Raw genomic sequence first — 20,510 nt, 5'->3', positions numbered from 1 at the left:
CACCGCCCATCGCACCACCGCCCACCTCGCGGGGCACTGGACACCGGCGGGGGACTGGACACCGGCGGGGGACTGAGTGCCCCCGGCCCGCTGTGGACCGCGACAACGGACGCCCCAGGCAGCACCCGCGAAGGATTCGAGGCCGCTGCCAAACCGCGGGATCGAGCCGGTCAGCGAGACCACGGCGTACGGACGGTCACCCACTGGCCTGAAGGTTCGCCCTCCACCCTTCATATTTCACCGCACAAGGTAATTTGACGAAGAATCAGATCAGTTCGTGTAGCACCCTCGATGGCATACGACGAGAGGCCTGACATGTCCCGCCCAGCACACATCGCCATGGTGAACGTCCCGGCGCACGGCCACGTGAACCCCAGCCTGGAGGTGATCCGGGAGCTGGTCGCCCGCGGCCACCGGGTCAGTTACGTCAACGATCCGTCGTTCGCCGAACAGATCGAGTCGACGGGTGCTCGATTCGTGCCCCACGAGACGGGCATGACCGCGCTCCAGGGGGCGGTCGACCCCGCCATCCAGGACCGCGTGCACGGCATGATCTTCGGGGAGGCACAGGCGATGCTGCCCCGGATGCGGGAGGCGTTCCACGACGATCGACCCGACCTCGTCCTGTACGACTTCATGGCGTACGCGGGACGGGCCCTGGCCGACGGCTGGGGCGTTCCGTCGATGCTGATCTCGCCGTCCAGGGTCGCCCCCGGGGGCGAACCGGCGGAGCCGTTCCGGGCGGCCGCGGAAGTCATCAAGGCCGAGGGCATCCCGGAGCGGTTCACCCGGTGGCTGGCCGACAACGGGGTGCCGCCCCGCGACCTGTTCTCCTTCATGCTCAAGCCGGACCGCGCCCTCGTCCTCGTCCCCCAGGCCCTCCAGCCGAGCATCGAGCAGATCGATCCCGAGGTCTACTCGTTCGCCGGCCCCTGCCTCGACGACCGCGCACAGCAAGGAGGTTGGACCCGCCCGGAGGGCGCCGAGAAGGTGCTGCTGGTCTCCCTCGGCTCCGCCTTCACGCACCAACCCGAGTTCTACCGCGCCTGCGTGGAGGCCTTCGGCGGCCTGCCCGGCTGGCACGTCGTGCTCCAGGTCGGCAAGGCGACCGACCCGGCGGAGCTGGGGCCGATTCCGGCCAACGTCGAGGTCCACCCGTGGGTGCCGCAGTTCGCGGTGCTGCAGCAGGCCGACGCGTTCGTCACCCACGCCGGGATGGGCGGATGCAGCGAGGGCCTCTACTGCGGGGTGCCCATGATCGCGGTGCCGCAGGCCGCGGACCAGTTCGAGAACGCCGACCGACTGGTCGAACTCGACGTCGCCCGCCGCCTGGACACCGCCGACGCCACACCCGCCGCGCTGCGCGCCGCCGTGCTGGAGCTGACCGCCGACCAGAAGGTGGCGGACCGCCTGGCGGAGCTCTCCGCGCAGGTCCGGGCAGGTGGCGGCGCAGCCAGGGCGGCCGACCTGGTCGAGGCCGCACTGGCCTGACCCGACCACGGCCCGAGCGGCCCGTGACTCGCCCGGTCCTGCGTCACTTCGGGTGCCGGTCGTAGCATCGGCACCCGTCCTCCTGCCCGAACGACTCCGAGGGGGATCGGACCAGGAGGGCGGCCGGCGGCCCGACCGCGGGTGTGCGTGGGCCGTCGGAGGACGGTGAGGACCCGGTCCGTGTCGGGGCGGGGGTCGGGGTCGGTGAAGAAGGCGAACCCTGAGGCAGGCAGGTCGTCACTGGTGAGGGAGCCGTCGCCGTTGCCCTGTTCCCGTGTCAGCCCTGTTCCCGTGGTCAGCGTCGTCTGAGGCCGTTGAGGAGGTAGTCGATGCGGGCGGCGGTGTCGTCCGGGTCGAGTGGGCCGGTGCCGAGCAGGAGGCGGTAGTAGACGGGTCCGAAGAGGAGTTCGACCATGGTTCGGGTCGGGACGTCGGTGCGCAGTTCGCCGGCTGTGACGGCTTGGTCGAGGCGGTCCTGCCAGGCCTTGTTGCGGGGTTCGAGGAAGTTGGTGAGGAGGTCTTCGGCGAGTCGGGGGTCGCTCTGGGCGTCGGCGACCAGGCCGCGCCAGATGACTCCGAGTTCGGTGTCGAGGGCCTGGATGACTCCTTGTGCGGCGGCGGTGATGTCGGCGGTGATGTCGCCGGTGTCCGGGACGCCGGAGAAGGGCCCGGTGCGGTCGTTGAGGGCTTCGAGGACGACGGCGGCCCTGCTGGGCCACCAGCGGTAGATGGTCTGTTTCCCGACTCCGGCGGTGTGGGCGATGCCCTCGACGGTGACCCGGGCGTAGCCGTCGCGGACGGCGATCTCGAGGGCGGCGTCGAGGATGGCGCGGTGGGCGCGCTGGTTGCGGAGGTCCGGATTCGGGGCTGGTGGCATGGTCCGGATTATTCCACGAGACGTCACGTACCGTCTTGACGTGATCGTCTCGCTCGAGGAACATGGTTCACGAGGCGAGACGAGACGGTGCGTCACGAGACGAGACGGTGCGGGTTGCCGTACGGGGGAAGCCGTTTCCGTCACGGGGGATCGCCTCGACAACTCACCGGCGGGGGCCGTCCATTGGCGCATCCGCCGTCGACGCCAGACGGACTGACACCGAGAGAGCCGAGAAGGTCATGAAGGGGTTCAAGCGCAAGGCGGTGGCGGTCGCTGCTGCCGCGCTGGTGCTGGGAAGCATCGTCACGACCACCACGACCGCGCGAGCCGCCACCACTCAGGGCTACATCAACGGCTTCGGAGACGTCACCGACGACTGGTCCGACGAAGGTCTCCTCTCCATGAGCCAGCACGCCAACAGCGGTGCGACGGGCATCTGGCAGGCCGTGCTCTATATGGACGGGTTCCTCGACAAGTCGGACATCGACTGCAGGTTCGGGCCCAAGACGGCGGAGGCAACCCGGCAGTGGCAGGCGAAGTATCTGGGAGCGTCGGAGGCTGACGGTGTCGTCGGTAACAAGACGTTCGGCAAGGCCTCCACTTGGCTCTCCTCCGTCGAGGACACCGGGCCCTGGGCGTACTTCGTCCGGTACAACGGCGACGCCAGAACGTCCTCGGTCTTCCATCGCGACACGACGTCCGGCCTCTACGGGATCTATGCGAACGGGAAGTACATCGAGGGGTACTACAACTCGATGAGCGGCTGCTGAGGGCAGGCCGACCGGATCTGCTCCGGAGCGTAGGACGGCCTGTCGCCGGTGGGCCCGGCACGATGCGGAGTCCACGCCGGCCGGCCCGCCGGCCGGTGCAGCTCAGGGGTGCCACGCATCGCGTCGCACTCCCACCCGCAACCTTGTGGGCTCAGCGCGGCCTGCCGGCGCGCCGTGGGCGGCACCCGTCCGCCAAGGCGGCCACCGCCGTCCGCTCCAGGGTGTTCATCCGAGCAGCGGCAGGTACGCCGCCAGGTCGCTGCGCTCCCCGCTCGCCCGGACCGTCGCGGCTTCGACGGCCGAGGCCCAGTCGGTCCGGCCGGTCGCCAGGCGGATCCAGGTCAGCGGGTCGGTCTCCACCACGTGCGGCGCCGTCCCACGGGTGTGCCTCGGCCCCGGCACGGCCTGCACCACGGCGTACGGCGGGATCCGCAACTCCACCGAGCTGCCCGGCACCCGCGCCGCGAAGGCGTCGGCCAGCAGGCCCACCACCGCGGCCACCGCCTGCCGCTCGTGCGGCAGGTCCAGCCCGAGCGCCACCGCCAGGTCGTCGCCGTGCACGACGGTCTCCACCAGCCGGGTCACCAGGAAGTCGCTCAACAGCATCGGGCCGAACCGCATGGCGAACAGCCGCTTCGGCTCGCCGGGTTCCGGCCGGTCCAGGGCGGCCAGCAGCGCGTCGGCCGCCCGGTCGAAGGCGCTCGCCACCTCCTGCGGGGTGCCGGCGAACGCGCCCGCGGCGTGCTCGCGCGCCACCGTGTCGACGGTGGCGCTCAACCGCCGCGTCCCTTCGGTCCACTCCACCAGGCTCACCGGCCGGCCCTCCGGCACCGGCTGGTCCAGGTGCTGTGGCAGCCACTCCAGCACGATCGCGAGGTGCGCCACCAACTCCCGTACCGTCCAGCCCCCCAGCCGGGTCGGCCCGGCGAGCGCTCGCTCCGCACCGGGCGCCGCGCACAACGCGCGCACCGTGTCGCGCAGCAGCTCGGTCTGCCCGGCCAGCGCTGCCCGGACCTCGACGGGATCGTACGTTCGCGGCTCGGCCATGACGGCAGCGTATCCGCCCTCCCCGGCCGACGGGACAGGTCGGGCCACGGGTGCGCCGGTCGACCTCGTGCATCTGTCGCCACTGTACCCCCACGGGGTATTTACGGCGCCGCCCCGGGATGCCCGTAGGTCGGTGCCCGTCGATCCGCGCGGGATTCGGCACCCCCGCACTATTGTCAGGAAACTTTACTTTTTACTAGGCTCTCGGCGGCGGCTTGGCGCGGCGCCCCCTCGATCGGGGCGTGACGCGCTCAGCGAGAGCTCTGACCCGGCCGCCGCGGTGGTGAGGGAACCACCGCTCGACCGGCGGGGATCGCGTGCGGGCCCCGCCGGAGTCCAGCTCTCGCCGTCGTTCGAGGTCAGGGAGTTCAGGGATGCGTCCCCAAGTCTCGGTAAGGCCTGTTCACATCGGAGTCTTCGCCGCGGTGCTCGTGCTGGTCGGCGGACTGTTGCTCGGCTGGTCCGGGCGGGCGGGAGCGGCGGCCGATCCGCTGCTCTCGCGGGGCAAGGCCGCCACGGCCTCGTCCACGGAGGGCTCGTCCTACGCGGCGGGCAAGGCGTTCGACGGGAACACCGGTACCCGGTGGGCGAGCGCGGAGGGGAAGGACCCGCAGTGGCTGCGGGTCGACCTCGGGGCGAACGCCACCGTCTCGCGGATCAAGCTCTCCTGGGAGGCCGCGTACGCGAAGGCGTACCGGCTGGAGGTGTCGGCGGACGGGGCGGCCTGGACCGCCGTCGCCGAGGAGGCGGCCGGCGACGGCGGCACGGACGACTGGACCGGGCTGACCGGCAAGGGCCGGTACGTCCGGATGTACGGCACGGCCCGCGGCACGTCCTACGGGTACTCGCTGTTCGAGCTGGAGGTCTACGGCGTCACGGGCACCACGCCCTCGCCGACCGCCACGCCGTCGCCGACCGGGACCGCCCCGGGCGGGGCGTTCACCGTCGTCGCGGCCGGTGACATCGCGGCGCAGTGCACCGCCTCGGACAGCGCCTGCGCGCACCCGAAGACCGCCGCCCTCGCCCGGAAGATCGACCCGAAGTTCTACCTGACGATGGGTGACAACCAGTACGACGAAGCCCGGCTGTCGGACTTCCGCGCCTACTACGACAAGAGCTGGGGCGCGTTCAAGGCGAAGACCCACCCCGTCCCCGGCAACCACGAGACCTACGACCCGGCCGGCTCGCTCTCCGGGTACAAGGCGTACTTCGGCAGCATCGCCTACCCGCAGGGCAAGAGCTGGTACAGCTTCGACGAGGGGAACTGGCACTTCGTCGCCCTCGACTCCAACGCCTTCGACCAGAGCGCCCAGATCGACTGGCTCAAGGCCGACCTCGCGGCCAACACCCGCAAGTGCGTCGCCGCCTACTGGCACCACCCGCTGTACTCCTCCGGCGGGCACGGCAACGACCCGGTCTCCCGGCCGGTGTGGCGGATCCTCTACGACGCCCGGGCGGACCTGGTGCTCAACGGGCACGACCACCACTACGAGCGGTTCGCCCCGCAGGACCCGGACGGGAAGGCCACCGCCGACGGGATCGTCGAGATCGTCGGCGGGATGGGCGGCGCCGAGCCGTACCCGATCGAACAGGTCCAGCCGAACAGCCAGAAGCGGATCAGCGGCGACTACGGCGTGCTGAAGCTGGACCTCACCGACTCCGGGTACGGCTGGAGCTTCGTCGGGACGGACGGCAAGGCCGAGGACACCAGCCCGACCTACAGCTGTCACTGATGATGTACCTGGCCACCACGGGCCGTCGTCCGGACGCGCCGCCCCGCCCGGCCGGGGTGGGGCGGCGCATCCCGGGCACGGTCGTCGCACTCGGTGCGGTCAGCCTGGTCACGGACGTCTCCTCGGAGATGGTCACCGCCGTGCTGCCGCTCTACCTGGTCCTGGGCCTCGGCCTCTCACCCCTCCAGTTCGGCTTCCTCGACGGACTGTTCAACGGAGCCACGGCACTGGTCCGGCTCCTCGGCGGGCGGCTCGCCGATCGCGGCTCCGGCCGGCACCGGACCGTCGCCGGGGCCGGCTACCTGCTGTCGGCACTCTCCCGGCTGGGGCTGCTGGTGGCCGGCGGGGCCGCCGGCGGCATCGCCGCCGCGCTGGCCGCGGACCGGCTCGGCAAGGGTGTACGCACCGCACCCCGGGACGCGATGATCACGCTCAGCGCACCGCCGGAGACCCTCGGCCGGGCGTTCGGCGTGCACCGGGCGATGGACACGACCGGGGCACTGCTCGGCCCGCTGGTCGCCTTCGTGGTGCTGTGGGCGACCGCGGACGCGTACGACGCGGTGTTCGTGGTCAGCTTCGCCACCGGCCTGCTCGGTGTCGTGGTGCTGGGCCTCTTCGTCCCGGCCGACCCCTCGGCGCCGCCGCCACGGGCCGCATCGACCCGCCCGGTCCCGTCCCCGGTCCCGGCCCCGCTCCCGGCCGCGGGGCCGAACGCCGGACCCCGCCCGAACGCCGCACCCGGCCCGACCGGCCCGACCGGCACGGCCGCCCGGCCGACTGCAGACCCCGCCTTCCGGCGGGTGGTCGCGGCCGCCGCGCTGCTGGGCGCCGCGACCGTCGGCGACTCCTTCCTCTACCTCCTGCTCCAACGCGGCCTCGACCTGTCGGCCGCGCTCTTCCCCCTGCTGCCCCTCGGCGCGGCGGCCTGCTACCTGCTGCTCGCCGTCCCCGCCGGGCGGATCGCGGACCGCGCCGGACGCCGGATCCCGTTCCTCCTCGGCCACGGCGCGCTGCTCGCCGCCTACCTGACGCTCCTGGCCCCGTCGGGCCTGCCGGCCGCCGTGCTGGTCCTGGTCCTCCTCGGCGTCTTCTACGCCGCCACCGACGGCGTGCTGATGGCGCTGGCGGCGCCCGCGCTCCCGGCTGCCGGGCGGGCGAGCGGCCTCGCCGTCCTGCAGACCGGACAGGCCCTGGCCCGCCTGGTCGGCGCGGCCGGGTTCGGCGCGGCCTGGACGTGGTGGGGGCCGCGCCCGGCCCTCGTCGCGGCCGCCCTCGCCCTGGCCACCGCACTCACCGCCGCCTGGCGGATCCTCCCGGGAAGGAAGGCGCGCCGATGAAGTCGCGAACGGTCCTGCTCGTCCTCGCCGCCCTCGTCCTCCTGGGCGGCTCCCTCGGCTACGTGGTGCACGCCCGCCAACGCGACGGCGTACCACAACTCGCGGCCGCGGACGCCTCGTTCACGCTCGATCAGCCCGGTCTCTACTACCGTGACACCGCCACCGGCCGCGTCGCCCGCAGCCCGGGCGGCGAGCCCGGCGGCCCGTCCTGCGCCCGCTTCTACGCCGCGGGGGACCGCGCCCTGTGCCTGCGCGCCCTCCCGGGCACCCCCGCCCGGACCCAGGCGGTGGTCTACGACCGGCGGTTCACCGAGCTCCGGTCGGTGATCGTCCCCGGGATCCCCAACCGGGCCCGGGTCTCGCCCTCCGGCCAGGTGCTCTCCTGGACCACCTTCGCCGTCGGCGACTCCTACGCGGCGGACCGCTTCTCCACCCGCACGTCGATCCTCGACCTGCGCACCGGCTACCTGATCAAGTCCGTCGAGGAGATCCCGCTGACGATCGGTGGCATCCGCCACCACGCCGCCGACGTCAACTACTGGGGCGTCAACTTCGCCGCCGACGACAACCGCTTCTACGCCACCGTCTCCACCGCCGGCCGCACCCACCTGGTCGAGGGCGACCTCAAGGCCTGGTCGGCCCGCACCCTGCGGGAGAACGTGGAATGCCCCTCGCTCTCCCCGGACGGCACCCGGATCGCCTTCAAGAAGAAGGTCTCCGCCGATCCCGCCGCGCCCTGGCGCCTCCACGTCCTCGACCTGGCCGACCTCCACGAACACCCGCTGGCCGAGACCCGCAGCGTCGACGACCAGGCCGCCTGGCTCGACGACGCCACCCTCGCCTACGCCCTCCCGGCCCGGGCGGGCAAGGCCACCGACGTCTGGGCCACCCCCGCCGACGGCACCGGCACGCCCCGCCTCCTCCTCCCCGGCGCCTTCTCCCCGGTCGCCGTCCCGCCCCCGCCGGCCTGACGCCCGCCGCCCGCCGCACCGGCGCGGGACGGTGGGCCGCGCCGCCCGTGGACGTGGATGTGGACGAGGGGGTCTCCGCGATGGCGCACGATCACCCGGAAGATGCTCGGCTCGGTGGCCCGGCGGCGCTACGCGGCCCGCGACGCCGGAGCTGGCCAGGCCGAGCAGGAGCGGCCCGCACGCAGGAAAGCCAGGTGCCGACCGCATGACCGCCGACCGAGGCCCACAGCTGCGCGGCTGGTGCGGGCCCGTGGACGGCCGGTCCCAGGACTCAGCTGTGGTCCCCGGCGCGCTGGGACGCCGCCGCTCCCGCGGTGTAGAAGGCGCGCAGGCGGTACTCGGCGGCGGCGTCGGACTGCCCGTCCGCGTCGAGGACGTCGGCGGCGAGTCGGTAGGCGCGGCCGAGGGCGGGGCCGTACACGCCGGGGTCCTCGGCGAAGTGGGGGCCGACGGCCTGGACCGCCTCGGCGGCGTCCCGCCACGCGCCCGCCGTGTCACCGGGCAGCAGAGAGCGACCCCGTCCGGTCAGCGTCACCGCCAGCGACACCCGCGAGCCCGCCGTGCCCTGATGACCGGACCCCAGAGCCCGCAGCCGCCCTCCCACCACGGATCGCAGTAGGTCGATGGCTTCGTCGGTGCGTCCGGCTTGCCGGTAGGAGGTGGCGAGGTTGCCGCGGATGGTGAGGGTTCGGGGGTGGTGTGCGCCGAGGGTGCGTTCGCAGTCGGTGAGGACCTGTTCCTGGAGGTCGATGGCTTCGTCGGTGCGTCCGGCCTGACGGTAGGAGGAAGCGAGGTTGCTGCGGGCGGTGAGGGTTTGGGGGTGGTGTGCGCCGAGGGTGCGTTCGCAGTCGGTGAGGACCTGTTCCTGGAGGTCGATGGCCTCGTAGGTGCGTCCGGCCTGACGGTAGGAGTGGGCCAGGTTGTTGCGGGTGGTGAGGGTTTGGGGGTGGTGCGTGCCGACGACGCGTTCGTAGTCGGTGAGGACCTGTTCCTGGAGGTCGATGGCTTCGTCGGTGCGTCCGGCCTGACGGTAGGAGGAAGCGAGGTTGCTGCGGGCGGACAGGGTCTGGGGGTGATGGGATCCCAGGACGTTTTCGCGGTCGGTGAGGACCTGCTGCAGGAGGTCGATGGCTTCCTGGGTACGTCCGGCCTGCTGGTAGGAGGAGGCGAGGTTGTTGCGGGCGGTGAGGGTTTGGGGGTGGTGGGGGCCGACGACGCGTTCGTAGTCGGTGAGGACCTGTTCCTCGATGGTGATGGCTTCGTCGGTGCGTCCGGCCTGCCAGTAGGCATGGGCGAGGTTGCCCCGGGTGTTGAGGGTGTGGGGGTGGTGTGCGCCGAGGACGTTTTCGCGGTCGGTGAGGACCTGCTGCAGGAGGTCGATGGCTTCCTGGGTGCGTCCGGCCTGCCGGTAGGAGGAGGCGAGGTTGTTGCGGGCGGTGAGGGTGTGGGGGTGGTGGGGGCCGGCGACGCGTTCGTAGTCGGTGAGGACCTGCTGCAGGAGGTCGATGGCTTCCTGGGTGCGTCCGGCCTGCTGGTGGGAGGTGGCGAGGTTGCTGCGGGCGGTGAGGGTCTGGGGGTGGTGGGGTCCGAGGGCATGTTGGGCGGCGGCGGCGAGGTGCTGCCAGTGGGCGGTGGCGTGGAGGCCTGCGTTCAGGAGGCTGTCGCCGGCCCTGAAGAGGACGGGGTGCCCGTCGGGGTTCCAGAGGTGGTCGCCGGCGTGGGCGGTGAGGGTGGCGGTATTGGCCCGCAGGACGGCGGCGAGGTTCCGGTCGTGATGGTCCTCGTCGGGCCAGGCCTGCTCGACGGCGTCGGCGGCCGCCCGCACGAGGCGGGCGCGGCGTTCGCGGGCGGGGGCGCTGTCGCGGACTGCGTGCTGGACCAGGCGGTGGACACGCACCGCCCCCCACCCGCCGCCGGGCGGGTCGTCGGCGGTACTCGCTTCCCCGATGGCACCCGTCCGGGCCGGTGCGGGGGTGTGGTCGAGGAGGTTGAGGCGGTGCAGGACGCGCAGGACGTCCTCGGCGTCCTCCTGGTCGACGGGCACGAGGGGGTGGATCTCGTGGTCGGTCCGGCCCGGGCCCGCTGTCACGGGGGCGTTGTCGCCGTCGTCCGCTGACGGTCCGGTGGCTTCGCCGGTCGACGTACTCCGGGCCTGGGCGAGGTAGGCGCGGGCGGCTTCGGTGGTGAGGACGGTGTCGGGGACGGCGTCGGGGTCGAGGACGCAGGCGAGTTCGAGCAGGGGCCGGGCGAGGCCTTGGGGGCGGGTGCGGTCGGCCTGCTCGATGGAGATGTCCCACAGGGCGGCGATGGTGTGCTGCTGCTGGTCGGGCAGACCGGTGCGGTCGGGCAGGCTCTCTTCCAGCCGGCGGGCGCGGTCGGCGAGCAGGGCGCGGTAGCGGGGGATGGCGCGGGCGGTGTCGTTGAGGTAGGCGGCGGCCTGGGCCAGCGCGATGGGAAGGTGCCCGAGGTCCTGCGCCAAAGCGGTGAGCTGCTCGTCGGTGTCCGCGCCGCGTAATGCGGCGCGTCCGGGGTTGTCGAGGGCGGAGCGCAGGTAGGCGAGGGCTTCTTCGGGGGAGTAGAGGTCGACCGGGAGCAGGGTGCGGGTCGTGGTGGTCCAGGCACCGTGGCGGCTGCGGGTGGTCACCACCGTCCGCCCGTTCCCGGTGTCGGGCGGACGCAGGACGGTCAGCGCCGCCGGGTCGGGGACGTTGTCGAGGACGATCAGCCACCGTCGGCCGGAGACCTGGAGCCAGGTGAGGAAATCGAGGGCGGCTTCCTCGGCGTCCTGTCCGTCGTACTGGCCGGGGGCGACGGCGCGGGCCGCCTGGGCGTAGGCGGTGGTGATGGCGTTCGTCGTGGCGGCGTTCACCCACATCACCAGGTCCACCGGTGCCGTCCGCCGCACCGAAGCCGCCGGGGTGGCCCCGCCGGCCCCGTCGCCGTCCGGGCCCGTGTCCGCGCCGGTGGCGCCGGGCGTCGCCGGTCCGGGGACCGCTGCGGCCGGCCCGGCTGCGGCGGTGAGAGATGCCTGCAGGACCTGGTGGGCGTAGTGGGCGGCGAGCTGGGTCTTGCCGACGCCGCCGGTGCCCGTGACGACCTGGCCCAGCACCGCCGCCTTCCCGCCGTCTTCGAGAGCGGTCCGCAGCATCTCGCTCTCGGGGCGGTGCTGGAAGTACCCGGCGAGGTTGGGGATCCGGCCGACGAGCACCGGCCACCGGACCTCGACAGCGGGCGCGGTGGTCCTGTTGTCGATGATGAGGTCCCGGCCGGCCTGGAACACGTCCCCGTGGACGGTGCTGCCGTCGACCAGGTTCGAGACCCCGGAGGGCTCGCCCGTTCCGGCTCCCGTGTGCGGCTCGGCTGCCGCCCGCCGCGTCTCTCGATGCATCCGCGTCCGCCCCGCCTACGACGCCGCCTCCCGCAGAGGCTCTTCTCCCAGGGGAGGGATTGTCCCACCCGCCGCCCTGCCCGCGGGGGCGAACGCTGAACAGCCGTCTCCCGGCCGCGGCACCCCGCGCACCGCGCTGGCGACAGTACTCCGGCACCCCGCGCACCGCGCTGGCGACAGTACTCCGCGGCCCCTGTGGAGCCGTGGACCCGGGTGGGTCATCCGCTGCCGGGCGGGCCTCCGAAGGTGCGCCGGTAGGCCTGCGGCGTCGTGCCGAGGCGGCGGGCGAAATGGTGGCGGAGGTTGTCGACGCTGCCGAAGCCCGTGCGGTGGGCGACGACGGCCACCGGCTCGTCCGTGGTCTCCAGGTGGTGCCGGGCGAGCAGGACGCGCTGCCCGGTGAGCCATTGCAGCGGGGTCGTCCCGGTCTCCCGTTGGAAGTGTCGGGCGAAGGTCCGCGGGGAGAGATGGGCGTGGCGGGCCATGGCCTCGACCGTCAGGTCCTGGTCGAGGTTGGCTTCGATCCAGGTCAGGACGGGGGCGAGGGATCCGGTCCCGTCCTGGGGGAGGGGGCGTTCGCGGTACTGGCGCTGGCCGCCGTCGCGGTGCGGGGGCGCGACCATGCGGCGGGCGATCGCGTTGGCGACGGTGCTGCCGTGTTCCTTGCGGACGAGGTGGAGGCAGGTGTCGACGCCGGCGGCGGTGCCGGCACCGGTGATGACCGGGTCCTCGTCGACGTAGAGCACGTCCGACTCGACCCGGGCGCGCGGGTGGCGGCGGGCGAGTTCGTCGGCGTACCGCCAGTGGGTGGTGCAGCGCCGCCCGTCCAGCAGCCCGGCATCGCCGAGCAGGAAGGCCCCGGTGCAGATGCTCAGGACGCGGGCGCCGCGCTCCACGGCGGCCCGCAGTTCCTCGACCAGGTCGTCCGGTTGCCGCACGTGCGGGTCGTAGGCCGGAACGCAGATGAGGTCCGCCGAGGCCAGCCGTTCCAGGCCGTGCCGGGTCCGCACCTCGAAGCCGTGTCGCGTCGGCACACTGTTGCCGGTTCCCGAGACGAGGGCGAAGTCGTAGACGGGGAGCGCATCGTCGCTGCGGTCGATGCCGAAGACCTCGCAGAACACGCCCAGCTCGAAGGCGTGGGCGCCCTGGAGGGCCAGGACGGCGACATCGCGCAGCATCGGCTCCCGTTCTCCCCTCACGACGGTGGCAGGAATTTCAGCCTACCCGTCATTTCTGCCACTCCCGGCGGGTGCTCCGTCCTGGAAGGCTCGCAGACGTTCCCCCTCCACCGCGCGAACAGCGAGGCACCCCATGACCACGCACACCCCCGCCTCCGACGCCGCCCTCTCGTCGCAGGCGGCGCAGGTCCTGCGCGCACTCGCGCTCGACGAGGACCTGAAGTGGCGCATCCCCGGCGACCCCGTGCTGGGCCCCGTGGCCCGCAAGGTCGCCCGGCGGTACGTGGCCGGCGAAACCCTCGCCGACGCCCTGGAGCGCGCGCAGCTGGTCCTGACCGCCGGCCACCGGGTGAACGTCGAGTACATGGGCGAGAGCTGCCGCGACCCGCAGCGCGCCGTCGAGGAGACCGACACGTTCCTCGCCGCCGCCCGGCTGCTTCCGCCCGAGTGCTCGATCTCCCTCGACCTGTCGCACATCGGCCTCGCCGTCGACGCGGAGCTCGCCCTGGCCAACGCCTCCCTGATCGCCCGGGCCACCGCCGCCACCGGGCGCGAGATGATGATCTCGGCCGAAGGCTCCGACCGCACCGACGCGGTGCTGGCCCTGCACCGCGAGCTGTGCGAGCAGTTCGACCACGTGGGCATCACCGTCCAGGCGCGCCTGCACCGCACCGCGGACGACCTGCCGGAACTGCTCACCCGTCCCGGCCGCATCCGCCTGGTCAAGGGCGCCTTCCTCGAACCCGGGACCATCGCCCACCCGCGTGAGGCCCCGGCCCTGACCACCGCCTACCTGGAGTACGCGCAACAGCTGGCCGACTCGGGCCACCTGTGCTCCTTCGCCACCCACGACCGGGAGCTGATCGACCACATCGACCACCACCTCGGCGGGAAGGGCCACGGCTGCGCCCCCTGGGAGTTCGAAACCCTCCTCGGCCTCGGGCCCGACCGCCTCGACGCCATGGCCGAGCGCGGCCATCCCACCCGCGAGTACGTCGTCTTCGGCACGGAATGGTGGCTCTACGTCTGCAACCGACTCGCCGAGGACCCCCAGCGCCTGCTCCAGGCCCTCCTCGACGCGGCCGGATGACCCCACCCCGCGCCGGTTCCGGCCCCACTCGTGCGGGTTCGGCCGGCCCGCCTGCGTTCCGGGTCTTTCGGGCCCGCCCGTGCCCATGGTTCCGACACGACGTCAGATGGCGTAGCGGCAGGCGCCTTCGGTCCGGTCGGCGGCGCAAACCCGCGTGCGGCTGGACGGGTGTAGTTCGACACCTGGCTCCGGTGGCCTCCGCCCGAAGCGGTGCGCCTCCGGGTTGCATGGGCCTGCGCCTCGGCGCGGGGCGTGCCGGGGCCTTCACGGACCCGGACCCGACGAATGAAAGAGCACGATGGCAGAGCACGACCCTCGTCACCGCACCGGTCGCGGCCCTCTACTGCGCGGGCTCGCCGCAGCCGTGCTCGCGGGCGGCATGCTGGTGGCCTCGGCGGGACCAGGACACGGGGCCGGCGCGGCCGCTCTGGCGCCCGGCACGCAGTTCACGCCGCTGACGGCGGCAGTGATGACCGAACCGGCGCCGTTCGACGCCACGGACGGCAAGACGCACCTCTCGTACGAACTGCTCACCACGAGCGCACTGTCCAGCAGCGCGCCGGTGCGGCTCGACCGTGTCGACGTCACGGACGCCCGCACCCAGCAGGTCATCGGCTCGCTGAGCGGGCAGGCGCTGGCCGAGGCCGCCAATCCGGTGGGCGACCCCCTGCCCGGTGCGGACGCGTACACCCCGCCGCCCCCGGCGCCGACGCCGACCGTCATCCAGGGCTCCCAGCAGTGGATCATCTGGCTCGACCTGACCCTCGACCACGGCCGGGCGGTACCCGAGGTCCTCGAACACCATCTCTCGGGTGCCATCCTGACCGCCTCCGGCCCCTCCGCGTTCGAGGAGACCGTGCAGGCCACCCCGACCGCCCGCACCGCGCCCTTGAACCTGAACCCGCCGGTCCTCCCCGGCACCTGGTACGCCAGCGAGTCGTGCTGCGGCAACACCCACCACCGGCGCGGCCTCGCCCCGATCAACGGCCGCTTCGACGTGCCGCAGCGCTTCGCGATCGACTGGTACCGGGTCGGCGAGCAGGGGCAGGCCTGGGAGGGCGACCCGGCCCAGCTCACCAGCTACCTGAGCTACCGCCAGCCGGTCGCGGCCGCGGCCCGCGGCCGGGTGGTGGAGGTCCAGGACGGAATCCCGGACAACCCGCCGCCCCACACGCCGCCCATCCCGCCGATCGAGGACACCGTCGGCAACCACATCACCCTGGAAGTCGCACCGGGCCGCTACCTGCTCTACGGCCACCTGGAGCCCGGCTCGCTCAACGTCCGGGAGGGCGACTGCGTCGAACCCGGCCAGGTCCTCGCGCTGATCGGCAACAGCGGCAACTCCACCACCCCGCACCTGCACTTCCAGGTGATGACCACGGCCGAGTTCTTCCCGACCGACAGCCCGCCGTTCACCTTCCGGCGGTTCCGCGTCCTCGGACAGGTCGAACCCCGGATCTGGGACGACAACCTGGGCCTGCAACCGACCGGCGTCCTGCCGATCACGCCCTCACCGTACGACGGCCCCCACCGAGCGCAGTACCCGCTCGACCGCGAGGTGCTGGAGTTCTGACCCGACTCCGGCACGTCCCCCGGGCGGGCGCCGACGACACGGCGCCCGCCCGGACGCATCCGGTCGGGACGCATCCGGGTCGGGACGCATCGGGGCGGGCGCTCGCAGGCGCCCTCGACCGGCCGGCACGATCGGACCGGCGACACCCCCTGATCCCCGGCACCGCTCTGGCCGGCCGGGGCCGCCGGCCGGCAACGGAGGAAGTTCGCGCCCGAAGGGGACTTGGCGTTGCTGCGGATGGAATCCGGCGACGGCCGGATCCCGTGCCGACACACCGCCGCACCCCGCACCGTCACGCGAAGGCGGCCGAACCCGGCGCCGCCCGGTGCACCACGACCTGGCCGCCGGGCTGCTGCTCGGCCGGTGCCCGCTCCGACGCCGCGCTGCCCTCGCCGTTCCGTCCTGGCCGCCGCGCTGGACGGCCTCGCCGAGCCCGACCCCATGGCGGCCGGGGCCGGGTCACCGCCCACGGCCCGGCCCACCGGGGGACCACCACGGCGCCCGCCCAGGCCGCCCGCGGTCCGGGGCGTGCCGTGGCCGCCGTCCAAGGGATGGAAGCGGGAGCTCGCCGACCGTCGGCAGGCCGAGCAGGAATCCGCCGACCGGTCACACGGGCCGCTGCTCTGCCGGCTTCTTCAGGTGAGGCGCAGGTCGACGTAGGCGATGGTGTCGCCCGGGAGGACGTAGCGGTCGATCTCGCCGAAGCCGTGAGCCTCGGCGAACCGCAGGCCGTCCTCGTTGGAGGCCAGGACGACGGTCTCGATGGTGGTGGCGCCCAGAGCGCGGGCATGCTCCAGTGCGCGCTGGTAGAGCTGCTCGCCGAATCCCTGGCGGCGGTGTTCGGGGAGGACCCGGGCAATGACGGTGGCGGTGGACGGGCTGTCGCCGGCGGGTGGGCGTACGGTCGTGCAGCCCACCGGCTCGCCGTCGAGGTACGCGACCTCCAAGTGGTTGCGCCCGGCCCGCTCGCGCACCTCGTCGAGTGACAGGACGTCGGTCGGGATGATCACGTTATGGACGCGTTGCCAGTCGGCGAGCATGGCGTCGCCTACCGGTTCTGTGAAGCTGAGCTGAGGCATTGAAGCAGGAGAGCCGTTCACCCCGCGAGGCGTCAACTGGATAACCCAGTCACAGGAGCAGACCGGGTGGGGCCTGATCCAGACAGTGCCCGGCCGGCCGGCGACCCGCTCGACGGCCTCCTGCTGGACGTCGCCGACTGGAACGTCGAGCAGCTCGTCGACGACGCTGCGCGCGGTCGCCGACCTCGGCGGGCGTGGGACATGGCCGCCGGGTTCGATCGGGTACCGGTGGCAGGGAAGGGTGGTGTGAGCGGGCTGTCCTTCCCGAACGCCGAGGTCATCGCCCCTCCTCGATCCCGGGTACCGGTGCGACCGGCGGGGGGCAGATGGCCGGCACCGGGGTGAGCGGCGAGGTGCGCAGGACCCGGACGCTTCCCAACCCCTGCGAAAGCGGCGGAAGTTCGTTCCGCCCGCCTGGTTCCGGGAGGGCCTCGACGGCGACCACGCTGAGCGAGGCGTCCAGGGGCAGGCCGAGGAAGGCGAGCTTGGCGAGGATCTCGCCGTTCGGGAAGGACAGCACGCTCGACGGGACGTGGGGATCGAACGGTTCGTGCTTCCAGGCCGCAGGGCCGCCGGCGTGCGGGCGGGAGTCCAGCAGCACGTTGCGCCAGTCCCGGCCGTCGGCCTGCTGCACCTGGGCGTAGAGCAGCGCGCTGATCGTGGTGGCCGGCGGGTACGGGCGCACTCCGGTGCCGTCGGCCACCGAGGCTGCGTGCAGGGCGGTGACGGTGACCTTCTCGTCGGTGCGGGTGACCGTGCATCGCAGCTGCGGTGCGGGGTGCTGTACCCCGGCCACCCGCAGTGGGGGCCCGAAGCGCCCGGCTGCCGTGCTCCAGCGCGAGCAGTCGTGACCGACCCTCAGCTCGTAGACGTAGAAGCCGAAGAGCTCCGGCGCGTCGGGGCCGATGCCTTCTGGCAGTGGTAGCAGGTAGTGCAGGCCGTCCGCGGCGGGGATCAGCTCCTGCATCAGCGCGTGGCCGGCGCAGTCGGCGGAGCTGCTCTGGGTGACGACCCGGATGGGCTCGGCGACGTCGAGCGGCGGTTCGGCGGGATCGGGCCGCTCCGGGGCCCCGCGCAGCAGCATCGGGTCGGGGGCGCCGGCCAGGACGCGGGCGAAGTAGCGGTCGGCCGGGTCCTTCGGCGGTTCGGCGAGTTCGAGGTAGAGCAGGCGACGCCGCTCCCCGGTCGCGGTGTAGCGGTCCTGGTCACGCTGGTAGGGGGTGGCGGCGACGCCGGCGGACCGAAGCCGGGGGACCTGGCCGGGCGGTGTGGTGATCGGCAGCCGTAGCGGCCATTGCTGGACCGGGTCCTGGCGGACCGGGTCCTGCTGGGCCGGCGGCGGGCGGAAGGCGGGCACCAGGCTGTAGGTCAGCCGGGTCTCGCTCGGGGGCTTGTCGACGGGCGGTTGGTCGTCGTAGGCGTCGAGGAAGAGGAGCTCGGTGCGGTCCCGCGCCTGCGGGTCGCCGTCCCCGTCCGCAGGGCCTGTCCCGTCCGGCCGGCCCGTGGCGCCGCGGGCGAGGGTGCGCGGCAGCGTGAGGGTCCCGACGGGGGTGCCGTCGCGCAGTACCTCGAAGGCGGCGGGCTGCAGCGCGTCCCAGCTCCAGTCCCGCTCCAGGCTCAGGTGCAGGCAGACCAGCCAGCGGTGGGTGAGGTCGGTCCTGGTCGCGAAGGTGATCGCGTCCCGTTCCGGGCTGAGCGTGTGCCGCAGCCCGGCCGCCGCGCCGAGGACCAGCCGGCGCCCGGCGCGTGCGGAGAGGGTGAGCGCGGAGCGGGTGAGGCCGAGCTGGTGGGCCAGCCGGTCCACCAGGTCCGACGGCGCGTCGACCCGTTGCCCCGAGACCGCCCGCTGCGCCGCGGAGGCGGGGTTGTCCTCCGGGTCGGGCTGCAGGAAGACGGCCTGGACCTGGGGTCCTTCGGGTGGGGACTGCAACAGCTGCCGCTCGTCGGCGGACGGTGCCCGGAGGTACACGCTCACGGGCGCCGCGCCGGTGCGCGCGCGGTCGCTGCCCCAGTAGCCGAGCTCCTGGTCCTCGCGTCCGAGGGCGGTCAGGACGAGGCGGACGTCGCGGGCCGTCGGCAGTCGCAGCGGGTCGGGGTCGGGCAGGGGGGTGGGGCCGGTCAGGGTGAGGTCCGCGAGCCGGGAGGCCGTGGGGAGGTCCTCGAAGACGGCGCGCAGCGTCAGCGGCTGGTCGGGCGCGGGAGGGAAGGCCTTGACCGCCGTGTACAGCGGGCGGAACGGCTGGGCGGTGTCGGAGTCGGCCGCAGGGTCCCCCTGGAGCGTGCGCACCGACACGTCGATGCGCAGCTGCGTGACGTCCGGATCGGGCCGGACGGCCTCGCGGTACTCGCTCTGGGCCGCGGGCAGGTCGGCGAGCAGCGCGTCCATGGCGTCCGGGAAGCCGGTGTACACCAGGTCGGGGTAGCCGAGCAGTGGCCGGTGGACGGTGTAGCCGGCGCTGCGGCCGTCCGCCCCGAGCCCGCCGTGGTCGACCCGGACGGCTCGCGGCGGGACGAAGCGGCGGAACGGGACGACGGCGACCGGCGCGGGCGCGCTCGGGTCGTGCTGGTCGGTGACGAGCGGACCGCCGCCGGCCAGGTCCGTCAGCCGGACGCGGAACTGGTAGGTGTGTCCGTAGCGCAGCGGGACGGCGTCGGCGTCCACCGCTCGGTAGACCGTGTCGGCGTTGGCGCCCTTGCGCCCCGAGACCTTGATGGCACTCGGATCGGCCAGCACCAGTGACCCGCCGCGCCAGGCGGTGAAGTAGGCCGGCAGCCAGAACTCGTCCTTCGCCTGCAGGGTGTGGTTGACGGGCGTGGTCTCGACGGCCAGTTCGCCGTCGAAGTGGCCGAACCCGAGCGGGCCGAGCGTGAGGTCGCCGGCGACGTGGGTCAGTGAGTGCCAGGGCGCGTCCGGGGCGCCGTCCTCGCGGACGTCCACGCGGTACCCGGCGACGCCGAGCGGTGAGTCGGGCGACGGCTGGGTGTCGTGGGCGTTGACGCCGAACTGGCGGTTGAGCCAGACGGTCACCTGGTCGTCGTCCCAGCCGAGCCGGATGCCGGTGTCCTTGACCGGGGGCAGTGCTCCTTCGGGCGGTTCGACGTCGTGCTCGACCTGTGCGGCGCTGCGCGACTGCGCTCCGTGTACCACGCGCGCGAAGCCGTGGTCGTAGGCGTCGGCCTCGACGAAGACCTGGTCGAAGTCGCCGGTGCCGGTGACCGGGAAGAGCACGGCCGCGAAGACCGGACGCGCGGTGGTCAGTGGCGGGATCCGGGCGGCGTAGCGTGCGAGCAGGGCCGGATTCGTGTTCGCCTCGGCCCGGTAGGCGCTGCCCGCGGCCGGGTCGGCGAAGAGGTAGCCGCCCTGGTCGACCGGGTCGGTCGTGCCCGGGGTGAGTGTCGTGTCGTACAGCAGGCCCAGTTCGCGGGCGAGTCGGGGCTGGCGCAGGACGAAGGTGAGCACCTCCTCCCATTCGAGCCGTGTGTCGGGCCGGTCGGGCGGCGGGACGTGGGGCTTGGTCTCCTTGAGTACGCAGTCGTAGGAGCGGTCGGTGACCAGGAAGCGCGAACGCGGCGTGGTGTAGCCGTTCGCGGCGCGGAAGCTGGGCGGGAGGAACTTGCGGACGGCGGAGGGCGGGCCTTCGGGCGGCAGGCCCGAGGGGCGGATCCGGAAGAGTGCGGCCAGTTCGTCGAAGAAGGCGCGACGGCGTGCGGGCCGGGTGGTGGTGAGCGCGGTGCGGTGGGCGCTCGCGGGGGTCGGCAGGTCGGTGAGGGTGGGCACGAACATCGCGTCGAAGGTGAGGTCGGCGTCGGCGAACGCGGTGCCGGTGCCGGGCAGGGCCGCTCGCGGGTCGCCCTGGGGCAGGACGAGCAGGGTCAGGGTCAGCGTGGGAGGCTGCCAACGCCCGGGCAGCAGAAGGATGTTCAGCGGTGCGCTGTTGATGGGCATCGGGGCACCTCCACGATCGGGCGGCACGGG

General features: G+C 73.3%; 13 protein-coding genes. 7 read left to right on the top strand and 6 right to left on the bottom strand.

The annotated features are described in order from the left end of the window. The first annotated feature begins 291 nt into the window (after positions 1-291). A complete protein-coding gene (locus ACFYUY_RS23480) occupies positions 292-1,491 on the top strand; it encodes a macrolide family glycosyltransferase (RefSeq protein ID WP_387903228.1) in 1,200 nt (399 codons plus the stop codon). A 295-nt stretch (positions 1,492-1,786) separates the two neighbouring features. Here ACFYUY_RS23480 and ACFYUY_RS23475 read toward each other — a convergent pair whose 3' ends face one another. Further along, positions 1,787-2,368, bottom strand: a complete 582-nt coding sequence (locus ACFYUY_RS23475) for a TetR/AcrR family transcriptional regulator (RefSeq protein ID WP_387903225.1) — start codon at positions 2,366-2,368, stop codon at positions 1,787-1,789. 239 nt (positions 2,369-2,607) lie between these two features. On the opposite strand from ACFYUY_RS23475, the gene ACFYUY_RS23470 reads away from it, so the two are divergent. Then, complete coding sequence (locus tag ACFYUY_RS23470; RefSeq protein ID WP_387903222.1) at positions 2,608-3,138, top strand: peptidoglycan-binding protein; 531 nt, start codon at positions 2,608-2,610, stop codon at positions 3,136-3,138. A 225-nt stretch (positions 3,139-3,363) separates the two neighbouring features. Here ACFYUY_RS23470 and ACFYUY_RS23465 read toward each other — a convergent pair whose 3' ends face one another. Further along, positions 3,364-4,185, bottom strand: a complete 822-nt coding sequence (locus ACFYUY_RS23465; protein WP_387903220.1) for a sterol carrier family protein — start codon at positions 4,183-4,185, stop codon at positions 3,364-3,366. 374 nt (positions 4,186-4,559) lie between these two features. On the opposite strand from ACFYUY_RS23465, the gene ACFYUY_RS23460 reads away from it, so the two are divergent. From ACFYUY_RS23460 to ACFYUY_RS23450, 3 genes are read left to right on the top strand one after another with little or no spacing between them, the layout of a single operon-like run. After that, positions 4,560-5,918, top strand: coding sequence for a discoidin domain-containing protein (locus tag ACFYUY_RS23460; RefSeq protein WP_387903217.1), 1,359 nt, complete (start codon positions 4,560-4,562; stop codon positions 5,916-5,918). Between the two features lie 2 nt (positions 5,919-5,920). Further along, positions 5,921-7,255 (top strand): MFS transporter, encoded by a 1,335-nt coding sequence (locus ACFYUY_RS23455; RefSeq protein ID WP_387903500.1) that lies wholly within the window; start codon positions 5,921-5,923, stop codon positions 7,253-7,255. Further along, positions 7,252-8,226 (top strand): hypothetical protein, encoded by a 975-nt coding sequence (locus tag ACFYUY_RS23450; RefSeq protein WP_387903216.1) that lies wholly within the window; start codon positions 7,252-7,254, stop codon positions 8,224-8,226. The genes ACFYUY_RS23455 and ACFYUY_RS23450 overlap by 4 nt, the downstream gene beginning before the upstream one ends. 271 nt (positions 8,227-8,497) lie before the next feature. Here the strand turns inward: ACFYUY_RS23450 and ACFYUY_RS23445 are convergent, their stop codons facing one another. Both ACFYUY_RS23445 and ACFYUY_RS23440 read right to left on the bottom strand, forming a co-directional pair. Next, positions 8,498-11,614: a tetratricopeptide repeat protein gene (locus ACFYUY_RS23445; protein WP_387903213.1), complete on the bottom strand. Its 3,117-nt coding sequence runs from the start codon at positions 11,612-11,614 to the stop codon at positions 8,498-8,500. 218 nt (positions 11,615-11,832) lie between these two features. Beyond that, positions 11,833-12,792 carry a GlxA family transcriptional regulator gene (locus ACFYUY_RS23440; RefSeq protein WP_387903210.1) on the bottom strand — a complete coding sequence of 320 codons (960 nt, stop codon included), beginning with the start codon at positions 12,790-12,792 and terminating at the stop codon, positions 11,833-11,835. Between the two features lie 133 nt (positions 12,793-12,925). Here ACFYUY_RS23440 and ACFYUY_RS23435 point away from each other — a divergent pair, with 133 nt between their 5' ends. Further along, complete coding sequence (locus tag ACFYUY_RS23435) at positions 12,926-13,882, top strand: proline dehydrogenase family protein (RefSeq protein ID WP_387903208.1); 957 nt, start codon at positions 12,926-12,928, stop codon at positions 13,880-13,882. A gap of 469 nt (positions 13,883-14,351) precedes the next feature. Then, positions 14,352-15,455 (top strand): M23 family metallopeptidase, encoded by a 1,104-nt coding sequence (locus tag ACFYUY_RS23430; RefSeq protein ID WP_387903205.1) that lies wholly within the window; start codon positions 14,352-14,354, stop codon positions 15,453-15,455. A 635-nt stretch (positions 15,456-16,090) separates the two neighbouring features. On the opposite strand, the gene ACFYUY_RS23425 is transcribed toward ACFYUY_RS23430, so the two are convergent. Further along, on the bottom strand, positions 16,091-16,534 hold the full coding sequence (locus ACFYUY_RS23425; RefSeq protein ID WP_387903203.1) for a GNAT family N-acetyltransferase: 444 nt from the start codon (positions 16,532-16,534) through the stop codon (positions 16,091-16,093). A gap of 277 nt (positions 16,535-16,811) precedes the next feature. Further along, entirely contained in the window at positions 16,812-20,480 is a 3,669-nt protein-coding gene (locus ACFYUY_RS23420) for a hypothetical protein (RefSeq protein WP_387903201.1), read from the bottom strand. Between the last annotated feature and the right edge of the window lie 30 nt (positions 20,481-20,510).

It is taken from the genome of Kitasatospora sp. NPDC004745, from assembly GCF_042873275.1.
In the GTDB taxonomy this organism is placed as follows: domain Bacteria; phylum Actinomycetota; class Actinomycetes; order Streptomycetales; family Streptomycetaceae; genus Kitasatospora.
Note: the sequence above shows the minus strand (reverse complement) of the source record. Positions and strands in the feature narration are given on the sequence as shown.

Bases quoted from the DNA above. Each gene is read 5' to 3' on its own strand.
- ACFYUY_RS23480 (WP_387903228.1), top strand. From the start codon at position 292: ATGGCATACGACGAGAGGCCTGACATGTCCCGCCCAGCACACATCGCC.
- ACFYUY_RS23475 (WP_387903225.1), bottom strand. From the start codon at position 2,368: ATGCCACCAGCCCCGAATCCGGACCTCCGCAACCAGCGCGCCCACCGC.
- ACFYUY_RS23470 (WP_387903222.1), top strand. From the start codon at position 2,608: ATGAAGGGGTTCAAGCGCAAGGCGGTGGCGGTCGCTGCTGCCGCGCTG.
- ACFYUY_RS23465 (WP_387903220.1), bottom strand. From the start codon at position 4,185: ATGGCCGAGCCGCGAACGTACGATCCCGTCGAGGTCCGGGCAGCGCTG.
- ACFYUY_RS23460 (WP_387903217.1), top strand. From the start codon at position 4,560: ATGCGTCCCCAAGTCTCGGTAAGGCCTGTTCACATCGGAGTCTTCGCC.
- ACFYUY_RS23455 (WP_387903500.1), top strand. From the start codon at position 5,921: ATGTACCTGGCCACCACGGGCCGTCGTCCGGACGCGCCGCCCCGCCCG.
- ACFYUY_RS23450 (WP_387903216.1), top strand. From the start codon at position 7,252: ATGAAGTCGCGAACGGTCCTGCTCGTCCTCGCCGCCCTCGTCCTCCTG.
- ACFYUY_RS23445 (WP_387903213.1), bottom strand. From the start codon at position 11,614: ATGCATCGAGAGACGCGGCGGGCGGCAGCCGAGCCGCACACGGGAGCC.
- ACFYUY_RS23440 (WP_387903210.1), bottom strand. From the start codon at position 12,792: ATGCTGCGCGATGTCGCCGTCCTGGCCCTCCAGGGCGCCCACGCCTTC.
- ACFYUY_RS23435 (WP_387903208.1), top strand. From the start codon at position 12,926: ATGACCACGCACACCCCCGCCTCCGACGCCGCCCTCTCGTCGCAGGCG.
- ACFYUY_RS23430 (WP_387903205.1), top strand. From the start codon at position 14,352: ATGACCGAACCGGCGCCGTTCGACGCCACGGACGGCAAGACGCACCTC.
- ACFYUY_RS23425 (WP_387903203.1), bottom strand. From the start codon at position 16,534: ATGCCTCAGCTCAGCTTCACAGAACCGGTAGGCGACGCCATGCTCGCC.
- ACFYUY_RS23420 (WP_387903201.1), bottom strand. From the start codon at position 20,480: ATGCCCATCAACAGCGCACCGCTGAACATCCTTCTGCTGCCCGGGCGT.